Genomic DNA, 26050 nt, shown 5'->3' with positions numbered 1-26050 from the left:
TGCCTCGGGACAAGGATTGCCGATGACCGCCCAACAACGCTTCACTCTGACGCGTGCTGACGCCCGCCGTTTGCTGGTGCGATACCATTTCCAGCAGGCGCCGCTGGCGACCATTGTCCGTCGTCTGGGGACCATTCAGTTCGATCCTCTGGCGCCGGTCGGTACCAACCCGGATCTGGTCCTACAGGCCCGAGTGCCCGGATACCGGCGGGGCGACTGGCTGCATGCGGCCTATCGTCAGCGGCTGCTGGTCGATGGCTGGGACAAGCAGGCCAGCCTGATCCAGCCCGAGGAGTGGTGGGCCCAAGTGCCGTTCCATCGCTGGTTCACCCGGCGCTGGCGGAATCATGGCGTGGACGTCGATTCCCCGGAAGCCCATGCCCTGATCGACCAGGTCGAACGCCATGGCCCTGCTACCAGTCTCGAGCTTGGCGACCAACGGGCCGATCCCGCATTGCGCGGCAGTTGGTACGGTCCCAAGCGTTCGCGTCATCTGCTCAAGGCGTTATGGGACGCCGGACGCTTGATGACTCACCACCGAGTGGGCGGTCGCCATGCCTACGACTTGCCCGAACGTGTGCTGCCCCAGGGCACGAGCGTGCCGGACGCCACGCAAGACGATGCCCTGCAACGGCTGGTGATTCGCCGCGTGCAGGCCGCCGGATTGCTGCGTCCCACTGCCGATGCCGCCGTCTGGTTGCTGCCCTGCCCGCGCGCCGAGCGTGATCGCATCGCCGCCCGGGCCATCGCCCAAGGAGCGTTGATCGAACTCGATGTGGAAGGCACGGGCTACTGGACCACGCCCGCGGCACTCTCGGCCTTGGAGGAGGGCCACGACCCGGCCGGTTCCAAGGCTCTGGGGATACGTTTTGTCGCTCCACTGGATCCGCTGATGTGGGACCGTGGTGGCGTCGCCCGGCTCTTCGGCTTCGATTACGTCTGGGAGGTGTACAAGCCCGAGGCCCAACGTCGTTGGGGGTACTATGTGTTGCCGGTGCTATGGGGCGAGCGTTTGATTGCTCGCTTCGACGCCAAGTGCCAGCAGGGCACCTTGACTCTTCTGGCTTGGCACTGGGAACCCGATATCCTTCCGGCCAGGCTTCCCGAGGGCCTGCCCGAGGCCCTCCAGCAGGCCGCCCGTGATTTTCTCGATTACCTCGGGGCCACTCGTATCGTCCTTCCTCGGGGCCTTGGTCGTGAGGCACGACGCGCATGGCAGAGGGCGGTCAAATGAACCGGTGAGGGATGGGCTCGCTGCCGAAGCAACCTGTAAGGAATTCTTACAAGTTCGCCGGAAGCGCATCGCGGTACCGGTTCGTTCGTGGGCCATGGCGACCTCATTGGTGCCCATCTCCGGCCCGAGGATATAGTCCGTGACCTCGCGGATGGCATAGGCCTGCATCTTGTCACCCCACCTGATGGATTATCTCAACCTATAGCTAACATCGGTTTCCTATGGAGCTTGTCGCCGTTCTCGGCTTGACTAATAAAACAGCGAGTGTCGCTACGTGTGTAGCGTTGGTATGTATTGGGCCGGCAACAGGGAGGGAAATGGAGCCAGGGAGGTGACAACAGACGGTCCTGGGGATGGGAGGGGCGAGAGATGAAAACACGCATTCCTTGGCGGGGAGCCATTGGCTTGGCCGCTGGTAGCATGGTTATGGTGCTGGCAGGTCCCGCGGTCGCTGAAGGTGAGGGTATGACTGACGCGGAAATGCTGGAGGACGCGCTGAGCGCCACCTGGCCGGGCATGGTCGAGAACGCCACTGTGGTCGATTGGGAGGGCAACGTACTACAGGAGGGTAGCAACGGATTCACGTGTATGCCCTCACCTCCGGATCTGGCGGGCGCCGCCCCGATGTGCCTGGACGAGGTGTGGCTCGGCTGGGCCAAGGCCTGGCAGAACAAGGAACCCTACACGGCCGATAGAGTGGGTATCGCCTACATGCTCCAGGGCGACGAGGGCGCCAGCAACATCGATCCCTACGCCATGGAGGCCACCGAGGACAACCAGTGGGTCGTGGAAGGGCCCCACATGATGATTATCGCACCACCTGAGATGCTGGAGGCGTTCCCCACCGATCCTGATAACGGCGGGCCCTACGTCATGTGGAAAGGTACCGACTACCAGCATCTGATGGTACCGGTCGGCTCCCGGCCCGAGGGTATCGCCATGGAGTAGGAGGGAGCGGAAGGCACAGGGTAAGGTTACAAGCCGCGAGGCGCCTGCCGGTTTCCGGTGGGCGCCTTTGCGTCTTGCTAGCTTCTTAAACATTAACAGGCTATCTTTCTCCTATTCGTTGACGTCTACTCCTTCATATCAGGAAGGCAGTGGATGCCAAGTCATCATTCGAATCAGGAGATACCATGAGCCAGGATAGCGACTACACTCCCCCAAAAGTCTGGACCTGGGACAAGGCGAACGGTGGTGAATTTGCCAGCATCAACCGGCCTATTGCCGGGCCGACTCACGACAAGGCGCTGCCGGTCGGCAAGCACCCGTTCCAGCTCTACTCCCTGGCCACGCCCAACGGCGTGAAGGTCACGGTGATGCTCGAGGAACTGCTGGCGCTGGGCTATCGCGATGCCGAATATGACGCTTGGCTGATTCGGATCGGCGACGGAGATCAGTTCGGCAGCGGCTTCGTCGAGATCAACCCTAACTCCAAGATTCCGGCGCTGGTGGATCACAGCACCCCGACACCCACGCGGGTGTTCGAGTCCGGCTCGATCCTGCTCTACCTCGCGGAGAAGTTCGGGGAATTCCTGCCCAGCAACCCGGCCAAACGCACCGAGGCGCTGAACTGGCTGTTCTGGCAGATGGGCAGCGCGCCCTTCCTGGGTGGTGGCTTCGGGCACTTCTACGCCTACGCGCCAACCAAGATCGAATATGCCATCGACCGCTATGCGATGGAGGCCAAGCGTCAACTCGACGTGCTCGACCGGCGACTGGCCGAAACCCGCTACCTGGGCGGTGACGAGTACAGTATTGCCGATATTGCCAACTGGCCCTGGTATGGCCAATTGGCGCTGGGCCGGCTCTACGACGCAGGGGAATTCCTCCAGGTGCACACCTACGAACATGTGCAGCGTTGGGCCACAGAGATCGACGCACGCCCAGCAGTAAAGAGAGGACGCATGGTCAACCGCACCTTCGGTGATCCGGAGATGCAACTGCACGAGCGTCATGACGCCAGCGACTTCGAATACAAGACCCAGGACAAGGTAGAAGCCAACGTGTGAGTGGTTAGCACTATCCCCTCCCACCTGCTGTCGTACACTGACGCCACTCCGGTTGCTCCGGGGTGGCGTTTTTGTTTCCACCGAGTCACGCGTCGATCGGCCACTTGAAAGCGTTGCCGGTGCGTTTGTCGGGTTTAGAGGAACAAGCTCAATTCGTAGGTACTATTGAAGCCTTGTAGAGTGAGGTCGAATTGAAACATCCCCTGATGCAGAAAGCCTTCATCGGCGGAATGACCATCGAGGCGAAGACATGAGCACGGACAACCCAACCCCGATCATCATCTACGGGGACGCTGACACCTTGGTGGAAGTGCGCCTGGATACGGGGCGGGATACGGTGTGGTTGAGCCAGCGGCAGATGGCGGAGGTATTTGATACCTCTTCAGACAATATCGGCTTGCACCTGAAAAACATCTATCGCGACGGTGAATTGACTGAAGCGACAACTACCGAGGATTCCTCGGTGGTTCGTCAGGAAGGTAGACGACAGGTCAGGCGGCGCGTCAAGCATTACAACCTCGATGCCATCATTTCCGTCGGGTACCGGGTGAATTCCGGCCGTGCGGTTCAGTTCCGCCAATGGGCCACTCGCATCCTGCGCGAGCATCTGACCCAGGGCTGGACCTTGAGTCAGCAGCGGTTCGAGGCCAACGCCCGTGAGCTGGAAGCGGCCATGACGCTGGTGCGCAAGGCGGCGCAAAGCCCCGAACTGGATACCACCAGCGGTCGTGGCCTGGTGGATATCCTGGCCCGCTATGCCCAGACCTTCTTGTTGTTGCAGCGCTATGATGAGGGGTTGCTTGCCGAGCCAGCGGCCCAAACAGGCGGCCGATTGCCTTCCGTGGATGAGGCGCGGGCGGCACTGGCTCAGTTGAAGACCGATCTGATGGCCAGGGGCGAAGCCACCGACCTGTTTGCTCGGGACCGCAGCGATGGGTTGGCTTCACTGCTGGGTAACCTGGATCAGTCCGTGTTCGGCGAACCGGCTTACCCCAGTGTGGAGTCGAAGGCGGCCCATCTGCTGTACTTCGTCATCAAGAATCACCCCTTTGCCGATGGCAACAAGCGCAGCGCCGCTTATCTGTTCGTGGACTTTCTGCATCGCAATGGCCGCTTGTTGAACCAGGAGGGTGAGCCAGTGATCAACGATGTCGGCCTGGCCGCCTTGACGTTGCTGGTTGCCGAGTCCGCCCCGGCCAACAAAGAGACAATGATTCGCCTAATCATGAACATGCTGGCTGACCATGAATGACACACGACGCCAACGACGTCGAGCACACGGTCGAGGATAAGGTCGAAGCCAACGTGTGAGTGGTTAGCACTATCCCCTCCCACCTGCTGTCGTACACTGACGCCACTCCGGTTGCTCCGGGGTGGCGTTTTTGTTTCTGGCCTGTCCTGTTAACGAATCACGAACCCACGCCCCACCGGGTCTCTCTCATCGATCAGCCACTTGGCGTAGCCGATCAGTTCGGCGGTGCCTTGCACGCTGGGGCGGATAGCTTTGTAGCCGCCGATTTCCGTTTCGCCGAGGATCTCGCCGGTGAAGCGTCCGCTGCCGAGCAGGCCTTCGGAGTAGATGGGGCGGCCGACTTCCAGTTCATTGCGAGCGTGGAACATGGCCATCATCGCACTGGTGCCGGTGCCACCGGGGGAGCGGTCGAGCTTGCCGTCGGAGAACACGTGCACGTTGCGGTAGAGAGAATCGGGCTGTGTGCCTTCGTGCCAGAAGGTCACGAAGTTCAGGCCGTTGATGTGCGAATGGACCGGGTGGAGGACCTCCATGCGCTTGTTGAGTTCCGCCTTCACGACCTGGCCAGCGTGAGAGAAGTAGCTGCCGTTATCGGGGCCGATGGGCTGCTTGTCGGATGGTACGCGGATGATGGCGAAGAAGTTACCGCCGAATACCAGGTCAGCCTTGAGTGTGCCGAGGCCGGGCACCTCGACCGGGATGTCCTGCTCCATCACAAAAGCGGGCACGTTCTCGAATCGGGTCCAGCGCACCTTGTCGGCATCGGCCTTGACCTCAGAGATCACGGTGCCGGCGGTGGTCTCGAAGCGGATGCGAGTCAGTCCATTGTCCTGAGGGGGTGGTGCCAGGCGGTGGGCGACCATGGCCATGGAGAGGGCGATGGTGCCGTGGCCGCACATGTCGACGAAGCGCTCGCCATCGATCCACAGCATACCGGCATCGTGCTCGGCGTCGGAGGGCGGCGTGAGGAACACGCCGAACATATGCTTATGGCCGCGAGGTTCGCGCATCAGGCTGGTGCGCACGTGGTCGTGGTGCTCCTGAAGGTAGCGTCGCTTGTCCAGGATATCGCCACCATGCGGATAGGGAATGCCACCGTGGATGATGCAGGTCGGCTCGCCTTCGGTGTGGGTGTAGATGACATCGAGGAATTGTTGGTTGTTCATGAAAAGTTCCTGTGGGCTATGGCGGTGGTTGTGCAAGGTTGTGGTCGGTGCTGGCTACAGGCCGAGCCAGCGCGGCACGCTCATGACGATGCCTTCGGGCCAGACGATCACCGCCATCAGCACGAGAAGCATCACGGCGATGAAGGGCAGGTTGGCGTAGGTAATGCGAATGACGTCGACGCGGGAGATCACGCTGGTGATGAATAGCGCCGCGCCTACCGGCGGTGTCTGCTGGCCGATGCCCCAGCACAGGATCACCACCATGGCGAACTGCAGCGGATCGATGCCCAGCAACTGCACGCTGGGCAGGAACAACGGCACTACGATGAACATCATGGCGATGCCGTCGAGGAAGGTGCCGGCGACGATCAATACCAGGCTGAGGATCAGCAGGAAGCCGATAGGGCCCATGTCGAGTGCGGCGATCGGGCCCAGTACCAATTGGCCCAGGCTCTGGTAAGTGAAGGTGTAACCCAGTGTGTGGGCGGCGGCGGTCACGAACATCACCGCTCCGGTCAGCACGGCGCTTTCCACCAGGGCGCGATACAGCGCGCGCACCGACAGCGAACGGTACAGCAGCATGCCGGCGACGATGCCGTAGGCCACAGCGACCGCCGAGGCTTCGGTGGGCGTGAAAATACCACCGAGAATGCCGCCCAGGATGACCACCGGCATCATCAAGGCTGGCAGTGCGCTCAAGAAGGTTCGGCCGAGCTCGCCCAGCGAGAAGGATGCCTCGATGGGGTACTGGCGCTTCACCGAGATCCACCACGCCATCAGGATCAGTCCAGCAGCCGTCAGCACACCGGCGATCAAGCCGGCGGCGAACAGCGCGCCAGTGGAGAGACCCATATAGGCGCTCAGCAGCACCATGGGGACGCTGGGCGGAATGATGATGCCAATGGTCGACGACGAGGCGGTCACTGCAGCGGTAAAGGGCGACGAGTAACCGCGCTTGACCATCTGTGGGATCATCACCCCGCCTACGGCAGCGGTGTCGGACATCGAGGTGCCACTCATGCCGGCGAAGAACATCGAGGTGAGAATGTTGACCGCCGCCAGGCCGCCACGGATGGCGCCGACCAGAGAACGCGCCAGGTCGATCAGTCGTGTCGAGATGCCACTGTGGTTCATGATCTGGCCGGCCAGGATGAACAGCGGCACCGCCAGCAGGGGGAAAGACTCGGTGCCCCGATAGAGGCGCTGCGCTAATATCAGCATGTCGACGCCGGAGAAGGCCAACACACAGATCGAAACCAGCGTGAGGGCGAAAGCAATCGGCATGGCCAGGCCGATCAGTGTCAGCAGGGCCAGCAGGATGACTAACAGGATCATGAGGACGTCTCCTCCAGCGAGGCCTGCTGGGCGGCGTCATAGGGCGGTACCTTGGCTTTGACAGCGACGACGCACTGGCGCACCAACTCCAGCAGCATGCCGGCCCCGGAGATCGGCACGGCAACGTAGAACAGCCACTGGGGCGCGCCCAGCATCAGGGTGGTGCGATGCGAGAAGGTGAGTGTTTGTTCCAGCCCCCATACCACCATCACCACGCACACCACGCCGATCAGGGCCTGGTTGACGAAGAACAGCAGCCACTGGCCGCGACGCGGCAGCAGCGCAGCGACCACGTCGATGCGTAGGTGTGCTCCCTGGCGCAGGGCGAGGTAGCCGCAGAAAAAGGTGACATAAACCAGCAACCCGATCAGCACTTCCGAGCTCCACGAGAGCGAGGCGTTCAACACGTAGCGCGCGACCACGGCGGCCAATGCCAGCAGGGTGATGGCAGACAACAGCAGTGCCGCGACCGCTTCGAAAAAACGATCAAGCATGGTGATGCTCCCGGAGGGGGACGGGCCGGATTGGCCCGCCGGTAGTGTTAAAGCGTGGTTCAGGAATGGTTGGCGATATGCTGCACCAACTCGTGGGCCTCTTCCGACATGTCCTCGGTGAATGATTCCCAGAGTGGCTTCGAGGCGTCGATAAAGGCGTCGGTGTCTACCTCGTTGACCTGCATGCCATTCTCCTTAACCAACTCGATGACACGTTGGTCAGCCTGCTCGCCGAACGCCACGGTAGCCTCGAACGCCTTGTCGCCACCTTCGAGCAGGGCTTGTTGCACCTCTTTAGGCAGTTCCTGGAAGCGGTCTTCGTTCATCAGCAGGAAGCCAACGGTGTAGACGTGCCCCGAGAGTGAGAGGTAGTCCTGTACTTCGTAGAAGCGGCTGGCCTCGACCTCGACCAGCGGGTTCTCCTGGCCGTCAAATACGCCCGTCTGTAGCGCCGAATAGAGCTCGGGATAGGGTAGGGGCGAGGCGTTGGCGCCATAGGCGTTGAACATCTCGACGCGCTGGCGGCTGCCCGGTGTGCGGATGCGTAGGCCGCTCAAATCATCGGGCGTCTCGATGGCGCGGCTGTCGTTGGTGATATGGCGAAACCCGCCCTCGTAGAAGCCGATCACCCGATAGCCTTGCTCCTGTAGGCGTTGCTTCAGGGCATCGCCGATCTCACCGTTCAGTACGCTATCGACATGCTCCCGGTCGCGGAACAGATAGGGCAGCGAGAGAATCCCCATGTCCTCGTCGATGGTGGTGATCGGGGTTTCGATGGTGGCGATATCCAGCGTGCGGGTGTCCAGGGATTCGATGTTGCTGATCTGGTCGCCCAGCGAGCCGGAGTGGAACAGGTTGATCTTGGCGCTGTCCCCGATGGTTTCGGCCACGTGCTTCGAGAGGGCGTTGAGCCCCGCCATCTGGATGCCTTGTTGACTGCCGATGGTGGCGGCCTTGAGCTTGATGTCAGCGGCGGTGGCGGTAGCGGTCAGCCCGATCCCCAGGGCCAGGGCGGAGAACAGTCGCATGGGCAGAGAAGACTTCATTGTGACGCTCCAGAGGTTGTTGTTGACGGGAGTCGTGTCACGGACCTGTATGATCACGTGCCCCTAGCGTAGGGCCGTGCCGGTATACGATATAGAACATTCAAGACAATTATTTGAACATTCCGGACGTTCAGGCGGTCTCTGCGAGGGATGTGCGAGGTGGGTGTCCCAGACGGCGCGATTGGCTGGGGCTGCACTGGTAGTGGGCTGTGAAGTCCCGCGAGAGGTGCGCGGCATCGGCGAAGCCGCAGTCGGCGGCTATCTCGGCAATCGAGTTGTCGGTGTGGTGTAACAGCCACTCGGCGTAGCGCAGACGCATGGTCTTGAAGTAGCGCATGGGCGTGGTGCCCATCTCCTGCTGGAACAAGCGGTCCAGTTGGCGCGGGCTGAGATTGATGCGCTCCGCCAGGCCTTGGGTGTCTAGCCGGGTATTCAGCGATTGCTCCATGGTCAGCACGGCAACACGCACGCGTTCGTCGCGGATCTCGTGGATGGCCTCGAAGAAGTGAGTCTGCGGCGAGTTGGAAGTGCGCATGCCGTTGAGGATCATGTGACGAATGGCTTGTTGTGCCTTTTCCGGACCGCACTCCCGCCGGATCAGGTGCAGTGCCATGTCGGTGGCCCCCGACGAACCAGCGCAGGTGATGACGCGGGCCGATTGCAGGAACAGCCGATCGGGTGTGGCATCGATGCGCGGGAACTGCTGCCGGAAGTCGTTGATCACGTTCCAGTGCACGCAGACACGCTGCCCCTTGAGCAATCCCGCCCGGGCAATGGCGAAGGTGCCGGTGCAGACCCCAACCAGCTTCACCCCCTGCTTGTAGGCGTCCTTGAGATAGTGGCTGAGCGCCTTGTCTTCATGGGGGTCGAGATAATTGTTGCCGCCGCATACCGCGATATGGGTGAAATGGCTCGGATCGCGGTAGGGCGTCTGGGGGTGCACTTCCAACCCGCAACTCGAGGTGACCGGCCCCGGCCCCATGATCTGCCAACTGCAGTGGATCTGCCGGCTGCGGCCGCCCTTGTCGGCGGCCAGGCGCAGTGAATCGATGAAACCAGCAAACGCGTTCAGCGTGAACAGTGGTTGCAGAATGAAGCCGACGCGCAGTGGTGGAGTGTGGGGCTGGGGCATGAGCGTGGTCCTCGTCATGACGATGCTGTGATACTCAAGCATCATAGTATGGCGCAAGGCGGCACAAAGCTTTGATGACGACTAAGATATTGATCCAGATAAGCCCCAATCATGCCACTCAACAGAACGTTCCTGCCGATATGGCTCACTGAGGCATGGCTGAGCTTCGGCATTAGACAGCACAGCAAGGAGATTCGTCATGCTCAAGGGGAGTTGTCATTGCGGTCAAACGGCGTTTTCAGTTGATGCCAATGAAAGTGACATAACCGAGGTGAAAGAGTGCAATTGCTCGCACTGTCAGAGGAAAGGTTATCTCCTATGGTTCGTCCCTCGGAACTTGCTAGACATCGCCTCTGGAGAGTCTGAACTCGCCACCTATACATTCAACAAACACGTCATCCAACACAAATTCTGTTCTAAATGTGGCTGTGCGCCCTTTGCTGTCGGAAAAGCCCCAAGTGGCGACGAGATGGCGGCCATTAACGTTCGCTGTCTTGAGGATATCGATCTCGAAAGTCTCAAAAGAACTCCAGTCAATGGCAAAGAGTTTTGACTGAACGATACAGAAAGCGACGAGCGCCGCGGTGCCTGCCATCGATATCGGTAAGTGCATGGAGAGGTATGTGTTGCATATTAATAAGGATGTGACGCTCGAGCTATTGAGTCTGAACCACAGGGATGAGCTGTTCGCACTGGTTGACGCGAACCGGGAGTACCTGCGTGCCTGGCTGCCTTGGCTTGATGGCAACACATCTCCAGCAGATACGGAGAAATTCATAAAGGCGGCAACCTTGCAATATGAGGCTGGCATGGGGCCTCAGTATGCGATTTTCCATCGCTCAGACTTGTGTGGTGTCTGTGGGTTTCACGAGATGGATCACAACAACAGAGTCGGAAGTATCGGCTATTGGATTGGTCAAGAATATTCTGGAAAGGGAATCATGACCCAGTCCGTAAAAACTCTCATCGAGGTGGGCTTTACGCAGTACAAACTTAACAGAATCGAAATACGCTGTGCTGTCGAGAACCACAAGAGTAGGGCGATACCTGAACGGCTTGGTTTTCAACTCGAAGGAGTGTTGAGGCAGAAAGAGAACCTCTACGGGGAGTTTGTGGACCTCGCCTTGTACTCGCTATTGGCAGCTCCCATGAGTGCCTAAGCCCAATGTGGTGATCTCCCAAGGACGAGCTGGGCGTAGCACCGCCTAACGAGGAGCCGTCAGATGTCCGTTAATGGGCTCAATTCACCTGAGTGATCATCACCGGTGCAACGCCCCGGTTGAGCATGCCAAGCTTGCGGGCCGCGCGCTTGGATAGATCGATGATGCGCCCCTGTACGAAGGGGCCGCGGTCGTTGATCAGCACTTCCACTTCCTGGCCGGTGTCCGGGCGGGTGACTAGCACTTTGGTGCCGAGGGGCAGGCTCGGGTGGGCGGCAGTTAGGGCTTGCTGGTCGAAGGGTTCACCGCTGGCAGTGGGGGCGCCCTGGAGGCTGTCGCTGTAATAGGAGGCGATGCCCTGCTGGGTCTCGTCGGTCGTGTCGTGTGCCTGTGCATTGCCGGTGGTCAGCAGGCCCGTCAGGCAGCAAGCAAGGAGCAATCGGGATAGGTTTCCCATGGGATTACCTCATGGTTCTCGTGTAATGGGTTTGCGTCCATCGAAGCGATGCCATAAGGCAGGGGAATGGTAACCGTGTTGGCCGTCGCCGGCAACCCGACGCGAAGATCGGGGCTGTTGGCGACTATTTGAAGACGTTCGTGTAACAAAGAGTACAGCCATCAGCGCTCATCGACCGACGCTCATCGATGGAATAGTCTGTGCGCGTCGTCGCCATCTTTCCGCTGGGCCAATACCGGCCCTGTCGGGGACGAGCTGGTCGAATTCACAGAACGGCTGCTGGCCGCACGCGGGAGAGTGGGAACGGACTGAGGCCGCGCCATGCGCCATAGGGCAGCGTATACACCAAGGACGATCTAGAAAAATGCAGCTACGCATCATGGAAGAAAGAGATCTGGAACCGTGCGCCCAGTTATTTGCACAGGTGTTTTCTGCCGATCCATGGAATGAACCCTGGGATACCGGGCAAGCCCTGAAGCGCTTGGCACACTTTCACGCCTCGAGTGGATTCCTGGGCGTGATGGCGCAACGCCAGGAAGTGGTCGGCTTTGCGCTGGGCAATCTGGAACCCTTCTGTATGGGCACATTGTTCTACCTTAGGGAAATGTGCATCGCGACAACGCAGCAGTCGCGGGGTGTGGGGAAGCAGCTTTACCATGCCCTGCAGCAGGAACTGGAATCGTGTCACGTCAGGGCGGTATATCTTGCCACCGATCGTGGCATTCCGGCGGCCAGCTTCTACCAGGGGCTCGGCTTTCGTTGCAGCGACAATATGGCGTTCTATGCCAAGCGTCTTGCTGCACCGCCATCGACTACCGATTAGCGGCAGGGCCATGGTGCACGAACGATAAGCTAACGAAAACTACGCAAGGGAATGGCATGACTTCGATCCGTCGTCAGTTGGTCGCATTGATCGAACGGAGGGCGATACCGCGCGAGCAGATCGAACGGGCCGTCCGGCTTTCCGGGCTCTATCCGTCTGGCCGGGCCTGGTGCGTATTTCTAGACCGATTGTTGCTATGGTTGGGCTGCCTGGCACTGGCGTGCTCGATGCTGTTTTTCATCGCCTACAACTGGTCCGATATGGGACGCTGGCTACGCTTCGGGCTGGTGGAAGCGGTGTTGGTGCTGGCTGTCGCCATTTACTGGATAGCCGACGGGCGCGGGGTAGTGGCCCAGGCAGCATTGACGACGGCTGCGCTACTGCTGGGCGTGCTGCTGGCGCTGTTCGGCCAGGTCTACCAGACCGGCGCCGATCCCTGGCAGCTGTTCTTCTACTGGGCCTTGTTGATGTTGCCCTGGGTGCTGGTCGCTCGTTTCGCTGCGCTCTGGGTGCTTTGGTTGGGGCTGCTCAACCTTGCCATCCTGCTCTACTATCGAACCTGGGGTGGTGCCTTCAGTGTCCTGTTCGGGAGCGAAGCCTCCGCGCTGTGGGGGCTGTTCCTGCTCAATACCGCGGCGCTGGCTCTCTGGGAGTTGGGCGCGCGGCACTGGCGTTGGCTGATGGTCGACTGGGCCCGGCGCTTGGTGGCGCTGGGCAGCGGCATTCCCATTACCTTGCTGTTGATGATGGTTATCGTCGATGAGGGTGAGACATCCTCGCTGGCGTTGTTGGTGTACCCGCTGTGGCTGGCGCTGATCTACGGGTTTTATCGCTACTGGATGCCCGAGTTGTTCATGCTGGCGGGGGGCTGCCTCTCGGCGATCGTGATAACGGTCGTTTTCCTTGCCAGGCATCTGCTCTGGCAAGCTGAGGCAGCCGGTTTCCTGTTCCTGTCCCTGGCGGTATTGGGCTTGGGCGCCGCGGCTATCTTCTGGCTCAAGCGGCTCCACGCGGAGATGCACTCATGAGTCGCCCCTCGATGCGTCCGAGAGAAGCCTAGGAGCCTGTCGGGTTTGACCGATCGTCGCGAGAAGCACGGATTTCGAGACAAGTTTATCGATCTGATGAGGCGAATAGCGGGCTATTTAACGAATCAGATCGAATGAAATTGGCCGAAAGGCCGGGGTTCGCAGCAGGTCAGCGTTAAGTCCGACAGGCTCCTCGACCAAGCCGACGGCTGACCGAGATAGCCCATGATGTCCACGACCTCGTAGCGACCCTGGCGTTCGAGTACTAGTGTCGGAAACCCTGCGCCATTCACGCGGGCCAGCAACTCCCGGCTGGCACGGATATGGGCCCAGGTCGGCTCGCCCTGCTGTGTGCCATAGACTGCGTCGAAGGTGGGGCCGTCGAGTCCGATATCCAGCGCCAAGGTGTGCAGCACCGTTGGGTCGGAGATGCGGCGCCCTTCGACATAGTGGGCTGTCTGCATTCGTGCCAACAGATCCAGCCCGCGGCCGTCGATCTCGTCGGCTGCCAGCATGGCGGTGATCGGTGGTTCGGAGTCGAATACCGCGCTTGCGTCACACAGTAGGTCGTCGCGATAGGCTTCTCCGAACGGTTGGCCGCTGAGCTGCGCAATTCGCCGGTCGTGCTGTTCCACCATTTGACGCAGCTGCGGCGTCACGGGGCGGCGGTTGGTGCCGGCCATCATGCCGCCGGCATGAAACACTACCGGCAGCGACTCGTGCGCCGCCTGGATCAGCGGTGCGACGGCATAGCACCAGCCGCACAATGGGTCGAGGATATAGTGCAGGGTCATCGCTACCACTCCATCTCACCCGTGTTGACCTTGGCGCCGATCTCCAGTGCGATGCCCAGGCCCGCTTGCGGGTAGGCGTCCTGCATCGCCTCGATCAACGCCGCGCTGTCATCGGCCTTGGCCAGTTCCGTCTCGAAACGCTGCAGATAATCCTGGGTGTAGGCCAACAGCGAAGCATCCTGCGGCTGGTCGGGCAGGGAATGGCCCGGTACCACGGTGGCCGGATTCAGTGCGGCGATGTCGTCCAGTTTCTCCACCCAGGCTGCGCGCTCCGCTGCTGTCTGGGCGTCGGCGGTCCATGCATGCAGTCCAGCGTACACGTTCACGCCGCCGGCCACTGTCTCGATGGATGGGATCCACACGTAGCTCCGGTGCGGCAGGCTGTCGTCCAGGCCGCGAATTTCCAGTGTCTGGCCTTCCAACGTGATGGTGCTGCCGGATAGCACCTCGGGCAGTGGCACCTTCTGCGGTGCATTGGCGCCCAGACGCGGGCCCCAGACCTGCAATTTTGTCGGCAGGGTGGCCTCGATCTTCTCCACCGTCGGTTCGGTGGCTACTACCTCTGCGTCGGGGAAAAACTGCTTGAGGACGTCGATGCCGAAGTAGAAATCGGGGTCGGCCTGGCTGATGTAGATCGTTTTCAGGTTTTTCCCACTGTCCAGCACCATGGCTGCGATGCGCAGTGCATCGGCACGGGTAAAGCCGGTATCCAGCAGCACGGCGTCGCTCTCGCCGGTCACCAGTACGGAATTGACGTGGAAGCTTCCTGCATCGGCATTGTAGACCTGCAGCGTCAGCGGTGCTGCCGAGGCCTCGTTGGTTTGCGTGTCGGCGTTGGCGGACGTGAAGCCCAATGACGCCATGGAGAGGGTGAGCCAGCGGATCGGGGAGAGGGAGTTTTTCATCGCACTTATATTCCTGAAAGGTAAATGAACAGGTGTTGTGCGCATGATATTGGTTCGGAATGGTTGGATATACGCTATTCTTATCGACAATTTGTCAATCAAATCGAGCAAATAGATGGACCGTTTTACCGCCATGCAGGTGTTCGTTGCGGTGACCGAGCGCGGCAGTGTGACTGCGGCGGCCGAAGCGCTGGACATGTCGCGGGCGATGGCCAGCCGCTATCTTGAAAGCCTGGAGCGCTGGTTGGGGGCGCGGCTGCTGCACCGCACGACACGTCGCATAGCGTTGACCGATGCTGGCCACGAGGCCCTGTCGCGTTGCCGCCAAATGCTGGATCTTGCGGATGAGGTGCAACTTGCGGCCGGGGCTCGCGGTATCGAGCCCAAAGGCCGGCTGCGCATCGCCACCAGCCAGTCGTTTGCCCAGGCCTGGCTCGCGGAGGCGGTGGCGGAATTTCTCGAAGGTCATCCACAGGCGCAAGTCGAGTTGCTGGTGCTGGAGCGAGCCGTCAACCTGGTGGAGGAGCGGGTGGACCTGGCGGTGCGTATCACCAATCAGCTTGATGAGTCGCTGGTGGCGCGACGGCTGTGTTCCTGTCGTTCGGTACTGTGTCTGTCTCCTGGCTATGCGAAGCGGTACGGCGTGCCGCAAACGCCAGAGGTGCTAGCCGAGCACACCCATGTGAGCCGTAGCGAGATCCGCCTGTGGAGGAAGGGCCGCAGCGTGACCGTGCCGGTGGCAGGGAGGCTTTCCAGCAACGAGGCTGGCGTGGTGCGTGCGGCTGCGCTGGCCGGCGCCGGCATTGCGCTGCTGCCGAGCTATTTCGTTGCCGACGACCTACGCAAGGGCCGGTTGATGCCTGTGTTGTCAACCTGGGAGCCAGAGCCGCTGGGCATTCACGCGGTGTACCTGTCGCGCCGCTACCAGCCGTTGCTGCTACGGACGATGATCGACTTTCTGGCTGAACGTCTCGGCGGCGATGTCGCGCCCTGGGATCGCGATATCGATACTGGTTAGGTCACTGATACGGAGACATCTTCATGAGCCGCTCCACGACACCCCTCAGAGAACGACTTGGCCAGGCCGGCATTGCCGTGACAGGTAATGACGAAGTCCCGGTTCTGGAAACGCCCTGGTTCGTGCGAGCACTGCAAGCGTTGTCGGGCTGGCTGGCTGCCGTATTCCTGTTGGGATTCATTGCCCTGGGAGTGGCGTTCGTCGTCGAGAGCAACATTGCCTCCATCGCGCTAGGGGGCGCGATGATCGCCACTGCCTATGCAGCATTGCGGATGACACCCAGCGACTTCGTAGAACACCTGGCACTGGCCATCAGTCTAGCGGGTCAACTGCTGGTGGCTTGGGCAATAGGCTCTGCCTTGGGTGGTCTATCCACTGGTTTATGGTGGACATTGCTGGGATTGCAGGCGGTATTGGCGATGATGATGCCTAGCCCCACACATCGAACGTTCTCCGCCTTTGCCGCCAGTCTGGCGCTTCACATGGCCTTGGCTGAAAGCGGGGTGCCCTTTATCGCCAATGGTTTGGTGCTGCTGATCGCGACCTGGATCTGGCTGAACGAATTTCGCTGGCTACTTCGCATACGGCACATGCAGGCACTGGGGTACGGCCTGCTATTGGGTTTGCTGGCCATTCAGTCCGCGGGGGCTTTCGGCCAGCCGTTGCTGGGATGGTGGAGCGATCCAGACATCGAGGCGCTTACCTGGATAGGCCCTTGGGTGGGAGAAGGCTTGGCCACGTTGGCGTTATTGCTGTTGCTCTGGCATGTATTCCAGCATCGCGAGTGGGATGTCGATCCGGTGAAGCAGATAGTGGCTTATATCGCCGTGGCAGTATTGGTGCTGGCCTCATTCCAGGCATATGGTTTGACCCACGGGGCCGTGGTGATTGCATTGGGATTCGCCATCGGCAATCGCCTGGTGATGGGGCTCGGGGTGATATTGCTGTTGCTGTCGATTGCCAGCTACTACTACCTGCTCGACGCCACTTTGCTATTCAAGGCTCTGATGCTGTTTGCCATCGGTGTGTTGTTGTTGGCGGTTCGCTGGGGGCTGAGGCACTGGTGGCGGACCGAAGAGGGGGCGGGCAATGAATAAGACCGTCGTGGCCGCTGCCACGCTGTTGATCCTGGTCGTGGTCAACTGGGCCATTTGGGGCAAGGAACGGCACCTGGCCGAGGGCGAGGTGGTGTACTTGGAGCTGGCGCCGGTGGATCCGCGCTCGCTGATGCAGGGCGACTACATGGCGCTGAACTTCGAGATTGGCAACCGGATCCAGCAGGCGTTGCGCGAGCGCGATTCCGACAACGATGCGGCGGATGCCGCCAACGGTCATGCCGTCGTGAGCCTGGACGAGCAGCGTGTGGTGCACTTCGAGCGGCTGGGCTCCAAGGATGAGGAACTGAGGGACGGTGAAATGCCGCTTCGTTATCGACTACGCAACGGCCAGATCAAGTTTGCCACCGACGCCTTCTTTTTCCAGGAAGGCCATGCCGAGCGCTATGAGGCAGCGCGCTATGGCCGCTTCCGTGTCAACGAGCAGGGCGAGCCCTTGTTGGTCGCTCTGTATGACAACGAACTCAAGCGCCTGGGAGAGGTGGAGCGCTGATGGTGGCTTGCCTCTCACACAAGACCCACTCAAGGCCGTTCGTCCAGCCCCTGGGTGATCAGGTCATCGGCCAAGGCACGCGAGGCGAGGGAAAATTCAACGCGTGCGGCGGCCAACTCACTCAGGTCTCTCGATGCGTTGTCACGCTCCATGCGATCCAGCCGCACCTTGGCGCGCGCCAGGCGCTTGAGCAGTGCATTGCCGAGACAAGAACAGGTAGGGGGGACTTCAGGCATCGGGTAGGGTTGATCCACCAGCTCATCAGGCAGCCTGCTTGTCATATCCAGGACGTCCATCTCACGATCTCCACAACGACACATGACACACATTCCGCACCACAGTCACCGCTTCTGGTTTAGATATCGGTCAGTTGGGCCAGAACTGAAGCCCCGTGGAATCCTCTGCTGGTGATCGTTGAGATCGCAATGCCCTGTTTGCGGCTGATAATGGGCGAGTGGTAATTACAGTTTCGTCTCTCCTTATCAATAGAATCCCTTTGCATGGGAGTCAATGGTGTCGGGAGAGGGCAAGACTGTTTCGGCGTCCTGTGGCATCTTGGTGGCTTTTTGAATGGAGGCATCCGAGCATGGCAAGCATCTTTACCCGCATCATCCAGAAAGAGCTCCCGGGTCACTTCGTCTGGGAAGACGAACAGTGCGTGGCCATCATGACCCTAAACCCCATGAAACCCGGCCATGTGCTGGTGATCCCGCGCCAGGAGATCGATCATTGGGATGATCTACCGCTCGAGCTTTCCGCTCACCTGATGGTGGTGTCGCAGAAGCTGGCCAAGGCGCTCAAGCAGGCGTTTCCCTGCACACGGGTGGGAATGCTGGTCGTCGGCCTTGAGGTGCCGCATGTGCATATCCACTTGGTGCCGCTCGACAGGATGCAGGATATCCGGATGGAAGGCTTGGCCCAGGCGGAGGCCGAGGAGCTGGCCGCGGCCGCTGCCAAGATTCGCGAAGCGTTGGCTTGATCCGAGCTTTGCTTGAAGTGTCGTTAAAGGCGCATGGCTAGCGAGGTGTCACATCGACACCTCGTCAGCCAAATTACGCCGTGTCTTGTCCCTTAACGCTGGTGCTCGCCCGCGAAAAGCTCCGCCTTGGCGTCACGCATGACATCTTCACAGGCGGCATGGTGGGCGAGCTGGGTGAGCAGGCCATGGGTCACTTCGAAGCCTTTTCCCAGGCAGGTATCGATATCCTGGCGGCTCACGTGGGGAGAGACATCGCAGTCGATCTTGAGCGTCCTGCCGCCGCCATCCAGCCTGTCGGCGAACTTCCGGATACGCCAAGCGATTCGCTCTTTCCAACTGGCCGATTCTCTTGCGCTTTCGTTTACGCTAAACGTGCACTGCCATTCAGGTTTGTAGACCTTCATGAGAACCTCCCGTGCGGGCTTGGAAAGAGTGATCTGTCGTGTTTTCTACTCCATATTCGCTGGTGTTACAGGGGCATCATACATCCTTTCGGCAACCGGACCAGTAGTTGTTTGTCGTGGCTGGCGTCCGCTCCGTCAACGAACGACCTGCCTGGCCACCGGTGCGGGCAGCATTGCTTCGAGGTGGCGGAGCTTGTCCGGGTTGCGAACGACGAAGATCGCTTGGATACGACCATCGCACACCTCGATGGCCGTGGTCTGCAGGGAGCCGTCGCGCTCGACCGAAAGAATACCGGGCAGGCCGTCGATCCTGACTTGACGGGTCCAGATTGGCTTGGGCGCGAAGCCCTTGCGCACAAGGCCGGCGAAGAAGCGGCTGATATTGCGCGCGCCTTCGATCACGCGTAGTGCTGCGCGCTTGCGGCCACCGCCATCGCTGTGCAGTCTTGCGGCGTCCATCAGCAAGGCTTGCAGGTTGGCTGCATCGCCGCTGCGGCTGGCTTCGAAGAAGGCCTCGGTCAGGCGTACGCCCTCCTCTTGGTCGAGGTTGAACCGGGGCCGGGAAGTCACCACATGGCTACGGGCACGGCTGGCGAGTTGCCGGCAGGCGGCTTCCGTGCGACCGAGTGTTGTGGCAACGTCTTCGAATTCCATCTCGAAGATATCGTGGAGGATGAATGCGGCACGCTCCAGAGGCGACAGACGTTCAAGCGCCACCATCAGGGCCGTGGAGACGTCCTGCTCGATGTGCTGGGGCGGGAGCGTCGTGGCTGACCATTCCTCCACCAGCGGCTCCGGCAACCAGGGGCCGACATAGACTTCCCGTTGCGTGCGGGCCTGCTTGAGCCGGTCGAGACAAAGGCGTGTCACGATGCGGGAGAGATAAGCACGCGGGTCGTCCACGTTATCCCGGTTCTGGTTGTGCCAACGCAGGTAGCTGTCTTGTACCGCATCCTCGGCCTCGGCGACCGAGCCGAGCATGCGGTAGGCCAGGCGCATCAGGTGCGCCCGGTGATTCTCGAAGTCGTGTGAAGGTTCCGGCTCCCATGTTGCTCGAGCGTCGGTCATGAAACGGCCTCGCGCTGTGGTGCTGTGTCGACGTGGTGAATGGTGCGAAAGCCGACGTTGATTCGGTTCCAGATATTGATGGCACCGATCGACAGGGTGAGTTTGACCAGTTCTTCCTCGCTGAAGTAGCGGCGTGCGTATTCATACACATCGTCGGGTGCCTGGGTATCGGCCACGAGCGTCAGCGTCTCGGTCCAAGCCAGGGCGGCACGCTCCCGTTCAGTGTAGAGTGGCGATTCCCTCCATGCCGAGAGTAGGTAGAGGCGTTCTTCGCTTTCCCCGGCGGCACGGGCATCGCGGGTGTGCATGCGCAGGCAGAATGCGCAGTTGTTGATCTGTGAGGCGCGTGTCTTGACCAGCTCCAGCAGGCTCGGCTCCAAGCCTGAGTCACTAACGTACTGCTCCAGATTCAGCATGGCCTGCATGGCATCCGGTGCGGCGGCAAAAGCGTTCATTCGCGGGGTCATCGATAGGTCTCCGTTGCTGAGTGTACGCAATGAAGACGAATTGGCGGTGGCGTTTGTGACATGCCGCGGCTGCATGAACGAAAACACCCCATTCAGCCGTGAGCCGAATGGGGTGTGGTGGCAGGAATATCAGACCATTAACGCTTGCGCGATTGGGCCAACTGCTTGCGGCGGTATTCCCCCTGGCGCTCGAACATCCAGCCCGGATATTCGGGCGGCAGGGCGCTGACGGCTTCGAGTTCGGTGAGCTCGGCATCGCTGAGTTCGACCTGTGTCGCGGCGATATTGTCGTCGAGCTGATCGACCCGCTTGGCGCCAACGATCACGCTGGTTACAGCTGGCTGGTGCAGCAGCCAGGCCAGCGCAATCTGCGCCACGGATACTTGGTGTACATCAGCGATCCGCCGCATCACGTCGATGCAGTCGTAGGCGCGTCCCATTTCCACCGGAGGGAAGTCGAAGGTGGTGCGGCGGCTGCCTTTCTCAGCCTGGGTCTCGCGTCCGTACTTGCCGCTTAGCAGGCCTCCGGCAAGGGGGCTCCATACCATCAGCCCGAGGTGCTCGCTTTGTAGCATGGGGATGATCTCGCGTTCGAGATCGCGGCCGGCGAGTGTGTAGTAGGCCTGCAACGATTCGAAACGTGCCAGGCCGTGACGCTCGGCGATTCCCAATGCCTTCATGATTTGCCAGGCGGCCCAATTGGAGACGCCGACATAGCGCACGTGACCTTGCTGTACCAGGTTGTCGAGTGCCCGTAGGGTTTCCTCGATCGGGGTCGCCGGATCGAAGCCATGGATCTGGTACAGGTCGATATGGTCGAGCTGCAGGCGTTTCAGGCTCGCCTTGACCCCGTTCATGATGTGATAGCGAGAGTTGCCTCGCGTGTTGGCACTCTGGCTGCCGGTTTCGCCGAACACCTTGGTGGCCACCACGATATCGTCGCGTGGCACTTGGAGGTTCTTCAGCGCCTGGCCGGTGATGCTTTCCGACAGCCCTTCGGAATACACATCGGCGGTGTCGATGAAGTTGATGCCGGCGTCGAGCGCACGGCCGATCAGCCGCTCGGCATCGCTTTGCTGCAGGTCGCCGATCTGGCTCCACAGCTCGCCCTCGCCGCCGAAGGTCATGGTGCCCAGGCAAAGCTCGGAGACGAACAGGCCGGTATTGCCGAATTTGCGATATTGCATGAATGCACTCCTGTTGCTGCTTGATGGTTATCTAACCCAGCGAGACGCGATCGTGGCGCCGCCGGTGATGATGTCGTTGACGAATTCGCCGGTAATGAAGTCGTGAGGGAAGCCCAGCTCGATTTGGCTGATCTCGTTCAGCCGTGTCAGTTGCTCGTCGCTGAGGCTGAAGTCGAGAGCACCCAAGTTGTCCTGAAGCTGTTCCACCCGGCGTGCTCCCAGAATCGTGCTGGTTACGCCCGGCCGAGTCAGCGTCCAGTTGAGCGCCACCTGAGCCGGTGAGCGGTCGACTTCTTCGGCGATGGCTCTTACCTCATCGGCGATGGATAGCTGCCTTTCATTGGGCAGTAATACACGTTGCTGATTATTGAAGACATCGAGCTCTCCGGCCTCGTTCGCCCGTTGCTGGCGTTCGATGTCGGCACGACTATACTTGCCGGTCAGTAAGCCGCCAGCCAGAGGAGACCAAGGCGTCACGCCCAGCCCCAGTTCCGTCGCCATCGGCACCAGGTCACGTTCGATATCGCGCATGGCGAGGCTGTACTCGACCTGCAGACCGATGAACCGCGACCAACCCCTGAGTTCGGCCAGGGTATTGGCTTCCGAGACTTTCCAGGCCGGAAAGTCCGACGCGCCGATATACAGCACCTTGCCCTGCCGCACCAAGTCGTCCAGGGCACGCATCACCTCGTCGACTGGGGTGCGATATTCCCAGGCATGGACCCAATAAAGGTCGATGTAGTCGGTGCCCAACCGCTTGAGGGAAGCCTCTACGGATTGCACCATGTTCTTGCGCTGGTTGCCGCCGGCATTGGGGTCGCCGCAGCGGGTGTTGAGCGTATACTTGGTGGCAAGCACGAAGCGATCCCGGTCGCCCGCGATGCAGCGGCCGACAATTTTCTCGCTGCTGCCGTTAGTGTAGAAATTGGCCGTGTCGATGAAATTGCCGCCTTTTTCGGCATAGGCGCGAAAGATCGCCTCGGACGTTGCTTCGTCAGCACCCCAGCCCCAGTCGGAACCGAATGTCATGGTGCCCAGGCACAATGGAGAAACGCGCAGGCCCGAGCGTCCGAGCAGTCGGTAGGAATCCAGTGTCGTGATAGGTTGACTCATACGTACTGTCATCTCCGTCAATGGTTGCCGGTACCGCAGACCGCGTTAGAACATCGGTCGCGGCTTGTGATGACGAAGATACGTTGGCCGGAGCTGAGGAATAAGGAATGCGGCATACTGGTATCCGCACTTCCCCCCAAAGGAAAAGCACAGTGCTTAGTAACGACCGTCGTAGCGAGATCGCTACCTTCCTGAGAATTCGGCGTGCTCGGCTGCAACCCGAGCAGATCGGTTTGCCGCGTGGTGCGCGGCGTCGGACACCTGGCTTGCGGCGCGAAGAAGTCGCCGAGTTGGCCGGTATCAGCACGGAGTGGTACGCCTGGCTGGAGCAAACACGAGACGTGCATCCGTCGATGGATACCTTGCAGCGCATCGCGCTCGCCCTGAAGCTCGAGCCGGCCGAGCAGCAACATCTGCTGACCCTTGGCGGCTATGGTTCGGAGGGCGGAATCAATGGCTCGGCACGCAAGGCGGTGGTGAGCCCCCAGCTTCAGCGGCTGATGGATCAGCTCGAGTTCTGCCCGGCGTGGATCATGGGCGCGCGTTCGGACATCCTGGCCTGGAACCGGGCCGCGACCGTCATCCATGGCAACCTCCTTGGCATGCAGGGAATCGAGAGGAACGGTATCCATCAGCTGTTCTTGAACCCGCGCATACGTCAGCGGCTCGTGAGCTGGGAGTCGCATGCCCGAGACTGTGTCGCCAAGTTGCGTCTGACCTACGCGAACTATATCGATGACCCCTGGTTCAACGAGCTGATCGGATTACTGCTCGAACAGAGCCCAGAGTTTGCCGAATGGTGGGAGGAGCACAACGTACAGCTTCCCCAGGATGGGGTGAAGGCTTACGAGTATCCTGAAGTGGGGCGGCTGACATTCGACTACTCCCTCCTCCAGATCGCCGGTGGCAATGGTATCCCCCTGCACTTGATTACCTACGTACCCTCGAGCGAGACGGAAACGCAGCAGAAAATGGAAACTCTGCTGAGCTATCCCGACCACTCGCTGGGTTCACGGAAGATCAGGTAGCCATTTGTGCCATGCAGCGGCAGTTAATTGCGAGTCCTTGCTGCCTTGGTGATGGCGTGAGCACACTCGATCAAAGGTGGGGATAGCTGTTCGAGCGCGGCTTCCAGGGTCCAGCGGCTGCTGGGCGTAGTGATATGCACCGCAGCCACCGGCTCGCCAGCAGCGTTCAGTACCGGCGCGGCAATGTTCAGATCACCCAGATAATACTCGGCATTGTTCCACGCCACGCCCTGGCGCTTGCACTTCTGGATTAGCGCCAGTAACTCGTCGACATCAGTGAGGGTGGCGGGAGTGTAGGCAATGCGCTCCGAGGCATCGAGGTAGCGGCGGATTTTCGTCTCATCCATGGCTGAAAGAAAGGCCCGCCCCGAGGCGGTGCAGTACATGGGTACGCGGCTGCCGATAGGCATATGGATGGGGATATAGCGTCGACTGGTAAAGCGCGCCACATACACCATGTCCAATCCGCTAGGCTCAGTGAGTGATACCGTTTCCAGGCAGTGGTTACTGAGGTCGGAAAGATAGGGGTTGGCGCAGTCCACCAGCAGGTCGGCTTCCAGATACTGGCAGGCTAACGTCATGATCTCGATGCCGATGCGGTATTTGCGTGTGGCGGTGTCCTTCACCAGATAGCCCAACTGCTCCAGGGTATGGGTGATCCGCTGAACGGAGCCCATGCTCATCCCGGAAAGCCGGCAGATTTCCGACAAGCTCAGCTGACTGTGCTGCGCTCCGAACAGCCGCAGGATCGCGAATGACTTTTCAATCGATTGGTTGAACAGCGCGGAACGCGTGTCCCGATCACTTGGCTGCTTCGACACTCATCTTCTCCCATGGAGCACATTCTTTTTCCGGTCACCCTAGTGTCCTGAATCAGAAGTTAGCTGTTGAATTCTGTCGGCACCTGACTCCGTCATACGGCGTTGCCACTCCTCGCCATAGCGCTGCTATGCCTCGTCGCGGCGCCTTGTCTGACGAAGCCAGTCACTCGCCATTTCTTCAACGAACTTCAAATCCAGGACACTAGCATGTGGGTGGCAAGGTTTTTTCTCAACGATCCAGCCAGTCCTTGAACCGGAAGTAGTTGACCGCTGTGCCGACATAGAGTCGCTGAAGACCATGGAAGGGTATTGGGCGAATAGGCGTGATCGGGAAGGGTAGGGTTTCTTCCAGGCGGTTTTGCCCCAGCGACTCACCGATCAGTTTCCCCAGATGCGTGCCCATGCCCACTCCCCGTCCGTTATAGCCCAATGCCACCGTCAGTCCCTCCGCCGGTTGATGCACATGAGGCAGCATATCGCGGGTCAAGGCGACTCGTCCCGCCCACTGATGCGTCACCTCCACTCCCATTAGTGCTGGATAGAGCTTGGTCATTGCGCGCCGCAGGTGGCTGAAATCCTGGTCGCCCCGCGGGTCGTGAAAAGGCCCTCGTCCCCCTATCAGGAACCGTCCCGATGCATCCCGTCGAAAATAAAGCAGCAGCTTGCGTGCGTCCGATGCCACTTCGCCGCCGGGCAGGATATCCTTTCCCTCCTCTTCGGTGAGCGGTCGGGTAGCGATCTGATAGCTGTTGGCTGCGATAACGCTTCTTTCCAGCCCTTCCTGTAAATCGGTCGTGTAGCCGTTGGTGCACAGTAGCACCTGATCGCACACGAGCCGGCCCCCGGTTGCCACCTCTACCTGCCATTTTCCTGCACTCTGACGGATTGCCGTGACCGATGAGCGTTCATGAAGCGTGGCGCCGGCAGCCTCGGCTGCATTGGCCAGCCCACGTACATAGGCCAGCGGATTGAGACCTCCTGCTCGCGGGTCTAGCCAGCCGCCTACGTATGCTTCGCTGCCCAGCCGCTTCGTGCACTCTGCACGGTCCAGCCAGCGCACTGGCACTCCCTGGTCTTCCCACTGTTTCGCCCGTGCTTCGACCACCCTGAGACTCGCTGCATTGAAGGCCGGCTGTATCCAGCCTTTCTGGTGAGCGTCACAGTCGATGTTGTGCCGGCGTATCAGCTCGAAGACCACATCGGCATTGCGTCCGCTGATGTCGATCATGCGCTGGCCGTGTTCCTTGCCGTAGCGAGAGAGCAATTCATCTGGATCGTACTTGAGGCCGGGAATGACCTGGCCGCCGTTGCGCCCCGAGGCCCCCCAACCGATCTCGTGCGCCTCGACCAGCACGGTCGAGATACCTCGTTCGGCCAGTGACAGCGTGGCTGCCAGGCCGGTGAAACCGCCACCAATCACAACGACCCCGGTGCTAACGCTCTCTTGCAGGGCTGGGTGTGACCGGGATGGTGGGGCGGTGTCTGCCCACAGCGAGGGGGGCAGGGATGTCACGTCGTTCAT

General features: G+C 60.4%; 29 protein-coding genes. 13 read left to right on the top strand and 16 right to left on the bottom strand.

Annotated elements, in window-relative coordinates; all coding sequences use genetic code 11:
- Nucleotides 1–22: 22 nt before the first annotated feature.
- The 4 genes from L861_RS11370 (at nucleotide 23) to L861_RS11355 (ending at nucleotide 4495) form a co-directional block, all read left to right on the top strand.
- Nucleotides 23–1234 (top strand): DNA glycosylase AlkZ-like family protein, encoded by a 1212-nt coding sequence (locus L861_RS11370; RefSeq protein WP_016416109.1) that lies wholly within the window; start codon nucleotides 23–25, stop codon nucleotides 1232–1234.
- Between the two features lie 369 nt (nucleotides 1235–1603).
- Nucleotides 1604–2182 carry a hypothetical protein gene (locus L861_RS11365; RefSeq protein ID WP_016416108.1) on the top strand — a complete coding sequence of 193 codons (579 nt, stop codon included), beginning with the start codon at nucleotides 1604–1606 and terminating at the stop codon, nucleotides 2180–2182.
- A 185-nt stretch (nucleotides 2183–2367) separates the two neighbouring features.
- Nucleotides 2368–3243, top strand: coding sequence for a glutathione-dependent disulfide-bond oxidoreductase (yghU, locus tag L861_RS11360; protein WP_016416107.1), 876 nt, complete (start codon nucleotides 2368–2370; stop codon nucleotides 3241–3243).
- A 250-nt stretch (nucleotides 3244–3493) separates the two neighbouring features.
- A complete protein-coding gene (locus L861_RS11355; RefSeq protein WP_016416106.1) occupies nucleotides 3494–4495 on the top strand; it encodes a virulence RhuM family protein/type II toxin-antitoxin system death-on-curing family toxin in 1002 nt (333 codons plus the stop codon).
- A 149-nt stretch (nucleotides 4496–4644) separates the two neighbouring features.
- Here the strand turns inward: L861_RS11355 and L861_RS11350 are convergent, their stop codons facing one another.
- The 5 genes from L861_RS11350 to L861_RS11330 form a co-directional block, all read right to left on the bottom strand.
- Nucleotides 4645–5661, bottom strand: coding sequence for a proline racemase family protein (locus L861_RS11350; RefSeq protein WP_016416105.1), 1017 nt, complete (start codon nucleotides 5659–5661; stop codon nucleotides 4645–4647).
- 54 nt (nucleotides 5662–5715) lie between these two features.
- Nucleotides 5716–6996 (bottom strand): TRAP transporter large permease, encoded by a 1281-nt coding sequence (locus tag L861_RS11345; protein WP_016416104.1) that lies wholly within the window; start codon nucleotides 6994–6996, stop codon nucleotides 5716–5718.
- The gene (locus L861_RS11340; protein ID WP_016416103.1) at nucleotides 6993–7490 is read right to left on the bottom strand and encodes a TRAP transporter small permease; all 498 of its coding nucleotides are present in this window, start codon (nucleotides 7488–7490) and stop codon (nucleotides 6993–6995) included. Before L861_RS11340 ends, L861_RS11345 begins: the two co-directional genes overlap by 4 nt.
- 59 nt (nucleotides 7491–7549) lie before the next feature.
- A complete protein-coding gene (locus L861_RS11335) occupies nucleotides 7550–8536 on the bottom strand; it encodes a TRAP transporter substrate-binding protein (protein ID WP_016416102.1) in 987 nt (328 codons plus the stop codon).
- A 130-nt stretch (nucleotides 8537–8666) separates the two neighbouring features.
- Nucleotides 8667–9668, bottom strand: a complete 1002-nt coding sequence (locus L861_RS11330) for a GlxA family transcriptional regulator (RefSeq protein WP_016416101.1) — start codon at nucleotides 9666–9668, stop codon at nucleotides 8667–8669.
- 199 nt (nucleotides 9669–9867) lie between these two features.
- Between L861_RS11330 and L861_RS11325 the strand changes: the two genes are divergently transcribed.
- Complete coding sequence (locus L861_RS11325) at nucleotides 9868–10221, top strand: GFA family protein (protein WP_016416100.1); 354 nt, start codon at nucleotides 9868–9870, stop codon at nucleotides 10219–10221.
- Between the two features lie 31 nt (nucleotides 10222–10252).
- Nucleotides 10253–10828: a GNAT family N-acetyltransferase gene (locus L861_RS11320; protein ID WP_016416099.1), complete on the top strand. Its 576-nt coding sequence runs from the start codon at nucleotides 10253–10255 to the stop codon at nucleotides 10826–10828.
- 79 nt (nucleotides 10829–10907) lie between these two features.
- Here L861_RS11320 and L861_RS11315 read toward each other — a convergent pair whose 3' ends face one another.
- The gene (locus L861_RS11315) at nucleotides 10908–11285 is read right to left on the bottom strand and encodes a septal ring lytic transglycosylase RlpA family protein (RefSeq protein WP_016416098.1); all 378 of its coding nucleotides are present in this window, start codon (nucleotides 11283–11285) and stop codon (nucleotides 10908–10910) included.
- 364 nt (nucleotides 11286–11649) lie between these two features.
- Here L861_RS11315 and L861_RS11310 point away from each other — a divergent pair, with 364 nt between their 5' ends.
- Together L861_RS11310 and L861_RS11305 are read left to right on the top strand one after the other, a co-directional pair.
- Nucleotides 11650–12108, top strand: a complete 459-nt coding sequence (locus L861_RS11310; protein WP_016416097.1) for a GNAT family N-acetyltransferase — start codon at nucleotides 11650–11652, stop codon at nucleotides 12106–12108.
- Nucleotides 12109–12164: 56 nt separating this feature from the next.
- Nucleotides 12165–13136 carry a DUF2157 domain-containing protein gene (locus L861_RS11305; protein WP_016416096.1) on the top strand — a complete coding sequence of 324 codons (972 nt, stop codon included), beginning with the start codon at nucleotides 12165–12167 and terminating at the stop codon, nucleotides 13134–13136.
- A 125-nt stretch (nucleotides 13137–13261) separates the two neighbouring features.
- Here L861_RS11305 and L861_RS11300 read toward each other — a convergent pair whose 3' ends face one another.
- Nucleotides 13262–13930: a DsbA family protein gene (locus tag L861_RS11300; RefSeq protein ID WP_016416095.1), complete on the bottom strand. Its 669-nt coding sequence runs from the start codon at nucleotides 13928–13930 to the stop codon at nucleotides 13262–13264.
- A 2-nt stretch (nucleotides 13931–13932) separates the two neighbouring features.
- A complete protein-coding gene (locus tag L861_RS11295) occupies nucleotides 13933–14835 on the bottom strand; it encodes an MBL fold metallo-hydrolase (RefSeq protein WP_016416094.1) in 903 nt (300 codons plus the stop codon).
- Nucleotides 14836–14950: 115 nt separating this feature from the next.
- On the opposite strand from L861_RS11295, the gene L861_RS11290 reads away from it, so the two are divergent.
- Genes L861_RS11290 through L861_RS11280 form a run of 3 tightly spaced genes read left to right on the top strand, consistent with a single transcriptional unit; the run spans nucleotide 14951 to nucleotide 17461 of the window.
- The gene (locus tag L861_RS11290; protein WP_016416093.1) at nucleotides 14951–15853 is read left to right on the top strand and encodes a LysR family transcriptional regulator; all 903 of its coding nucleotides are present in this window, start codon (nucleotides 14951–14953) and stop codon (nucleotides 15851–15853) included.
- A gap of 23 nt (nucleotides 15854–15876) precedes the next feature.
- Nucleotides 15877–16950 (top strand): DUF4401 domain-containing protein, encoded by a 1074-nt coding sequence (locus tag L861_RS11285; protein ID WP_016416092.1) that lies wholly within the window; start codon nucleotides 15877–15879, stop codon nucleotides 16948–16950.
- Nucleotides 16943–17461, top strand: coding sequence for a GDYXXLXY domain-containing protein (locus L861_RS11280; protein ID WP_016416091.1), 519 nt, complete (start codon nucleotides 16943–16945; stop codon nucleotides 17459–17461). The genes L861_RS11285 and L861_RS11280 overlap by 8 nt, the downstream gene beginning before the upstream one ends.
- A gap of 29 nt (nucleotides 17462–17490) precedes the next feature.
- Here the strand turns inward: L861_RS11280 and L861_RS11275 are convergent, their stop codons facing one another.
- A complete protein-coding gene (locus tag L861_RS11275; RefSeq protein ID WP_144063010.1) occupies nucleotides 17491–17742 on the bottom strand; it encodes a hypothetical protein in 252 nt (83 codons plus the stop codon).
- A 305-nt stretch (nucleotides 17743–18047) separates the two neighbouring features.
- Between L861_RS11275 and L861_RS11270 the strand changes: the two genes are divergently transcribed.
- Entirely contained in the window at nucleotides 18048–18440 is a 393-nt protein-coding gene (locus L861_RS11270) for an HIT family protein (RefSeq protein ID WP_016416089.1), read from the top strand.
- A 92-nt stretch (nucleotides 18441–18532) separates the two neighbouring features.
- On the opposite strand, the gene L861_RS11265 is transcribed toward L861_RS11270, so the two are convergent.
- The 5 genes from L861_RS11265 to L861_RS11245 all read right to left on the bottom strand — a co-directional run bounded on the left by L861_RS11265 (nucleotide 18533) and on the right by L861_RS11245 (nucleotide 22679).
- Complete coding sequence (locus tag L861_RS11265; protein ID WP_016416088.1) at nucleotides 18533–18844, bottom strand: hypothetical protein; 312 nt, start codon at nucleotides 18842–18844, stop codon at nucleotides 18533–18535.
- Nucleotides 18845–18979: 135 nt separating this feature from the next.
- Nucleotides 18980–19912 carry a sigma-70 family RNA polymerase sigma factor gene (locus L861_RS11260; protein ID WP_016416087.1) on the bottom strand — a complete coding sequence of 311 codons (933 nt, stop codon included), beginning with the start codon at nucleotides 19910–19912 and terminating at the stop codon, nucleotides 18980–18982.
- Nucleotides 19909–20379: a carboxymuconolactone decarboxylase family protein gene (locus L861_RS11255; RefSeq protein WP_016416086.1), complete on the bottom strand. Its 471-nt coding sequence runs from the start codon at nucleotides 20377–20379 to the stop codon at nucleotides 19909–19911. Before L861_RS11255 ends, L861_RS11260 begins: the two co-directional genes overlap by 4 nt.
- Before the next feature lie 137 nt (nucleotides 20380–20516).
- Complete coding sequence (locus L861_RS11250; protein WP_016416085.1) at nucleotides 20517–21566, bottom strand: aldo/keto reductase; 1050 nt, start codon at nucleotides 21564–21566, stop codon at nucleotides 20517–20519.
- A 27-nt stretch (nucleotides 21567–21593) separates the two neighbouring features.
- Nucleotides 21594–22679 (bottom strand): aldo/keto reductase, encoded by a 1086-nt coding sequence (locus L861_RS11245; protein WP_016416084.1) that lies wholly within the window; start codon nucleotides 22677–22679, stop codon nucleotides 21594–21596.
- Nucleotides 22680–22831: 152 nt separating this feature from the next.
- Here L861_RS11245 and L861_RS11240 point away from each other — a divergent pair, with 152 nt between their 5' ends.
- Entirely contained in the window at nucleotides 22832–23707 is an 876-nt protein-coding gene (locus L861_RS11240; protein ID WP_016416083.1) for a helix-turn-helix transcriptional regulator, read from the top strand.
- A 23-nt stretch (nucleotides 23708–23730) separates the two neighbouring features.
- On the opposite strand, the gene L861_RS11235 is transcribed toward L861_RS11240, so the two are convergent.
- Nucleotides 23731–24528 (bottom strand): IclR family transcriptional regulator, encoded by a 798-nt coding sequence (locus L861_RS11235; protein WP_016416082.1) that lies wholly within the window; start codon nucleotides 24526–24528, stop codon nucleotides 23731–23733.
- 229 nt (nucleotides 24529–24757) lie between these two features.
- Nucleotides 24758–26050, bottom strand: a complete 1293-nt coding sequence (locus L861_RS11230; protein ID WP_016416081.1) for an NAD(P)/FAD-dependent oxidoreductase — start codon at nucleotides 26048–26050, stop codon at nucleotides 24758–24760.

It is taken from the genome of Litchfieldella anticariensis FP35 = DSM 16096 (genome assembly GCF_000409775.1).
GTDB classification, from domain to species: domain Bacteria; phylum Pseudomonadota; class Gammaproteobacteria; order Pseudomonadales; family Halomonadaceae; genus Litchfieldella; species Litchfieldella anticariensis.
The sequence above is the reverse complement of the archived record's forward strand: the minus strand, read 5'-3'. Positions and strand labels throughout refer to the sequence as shown.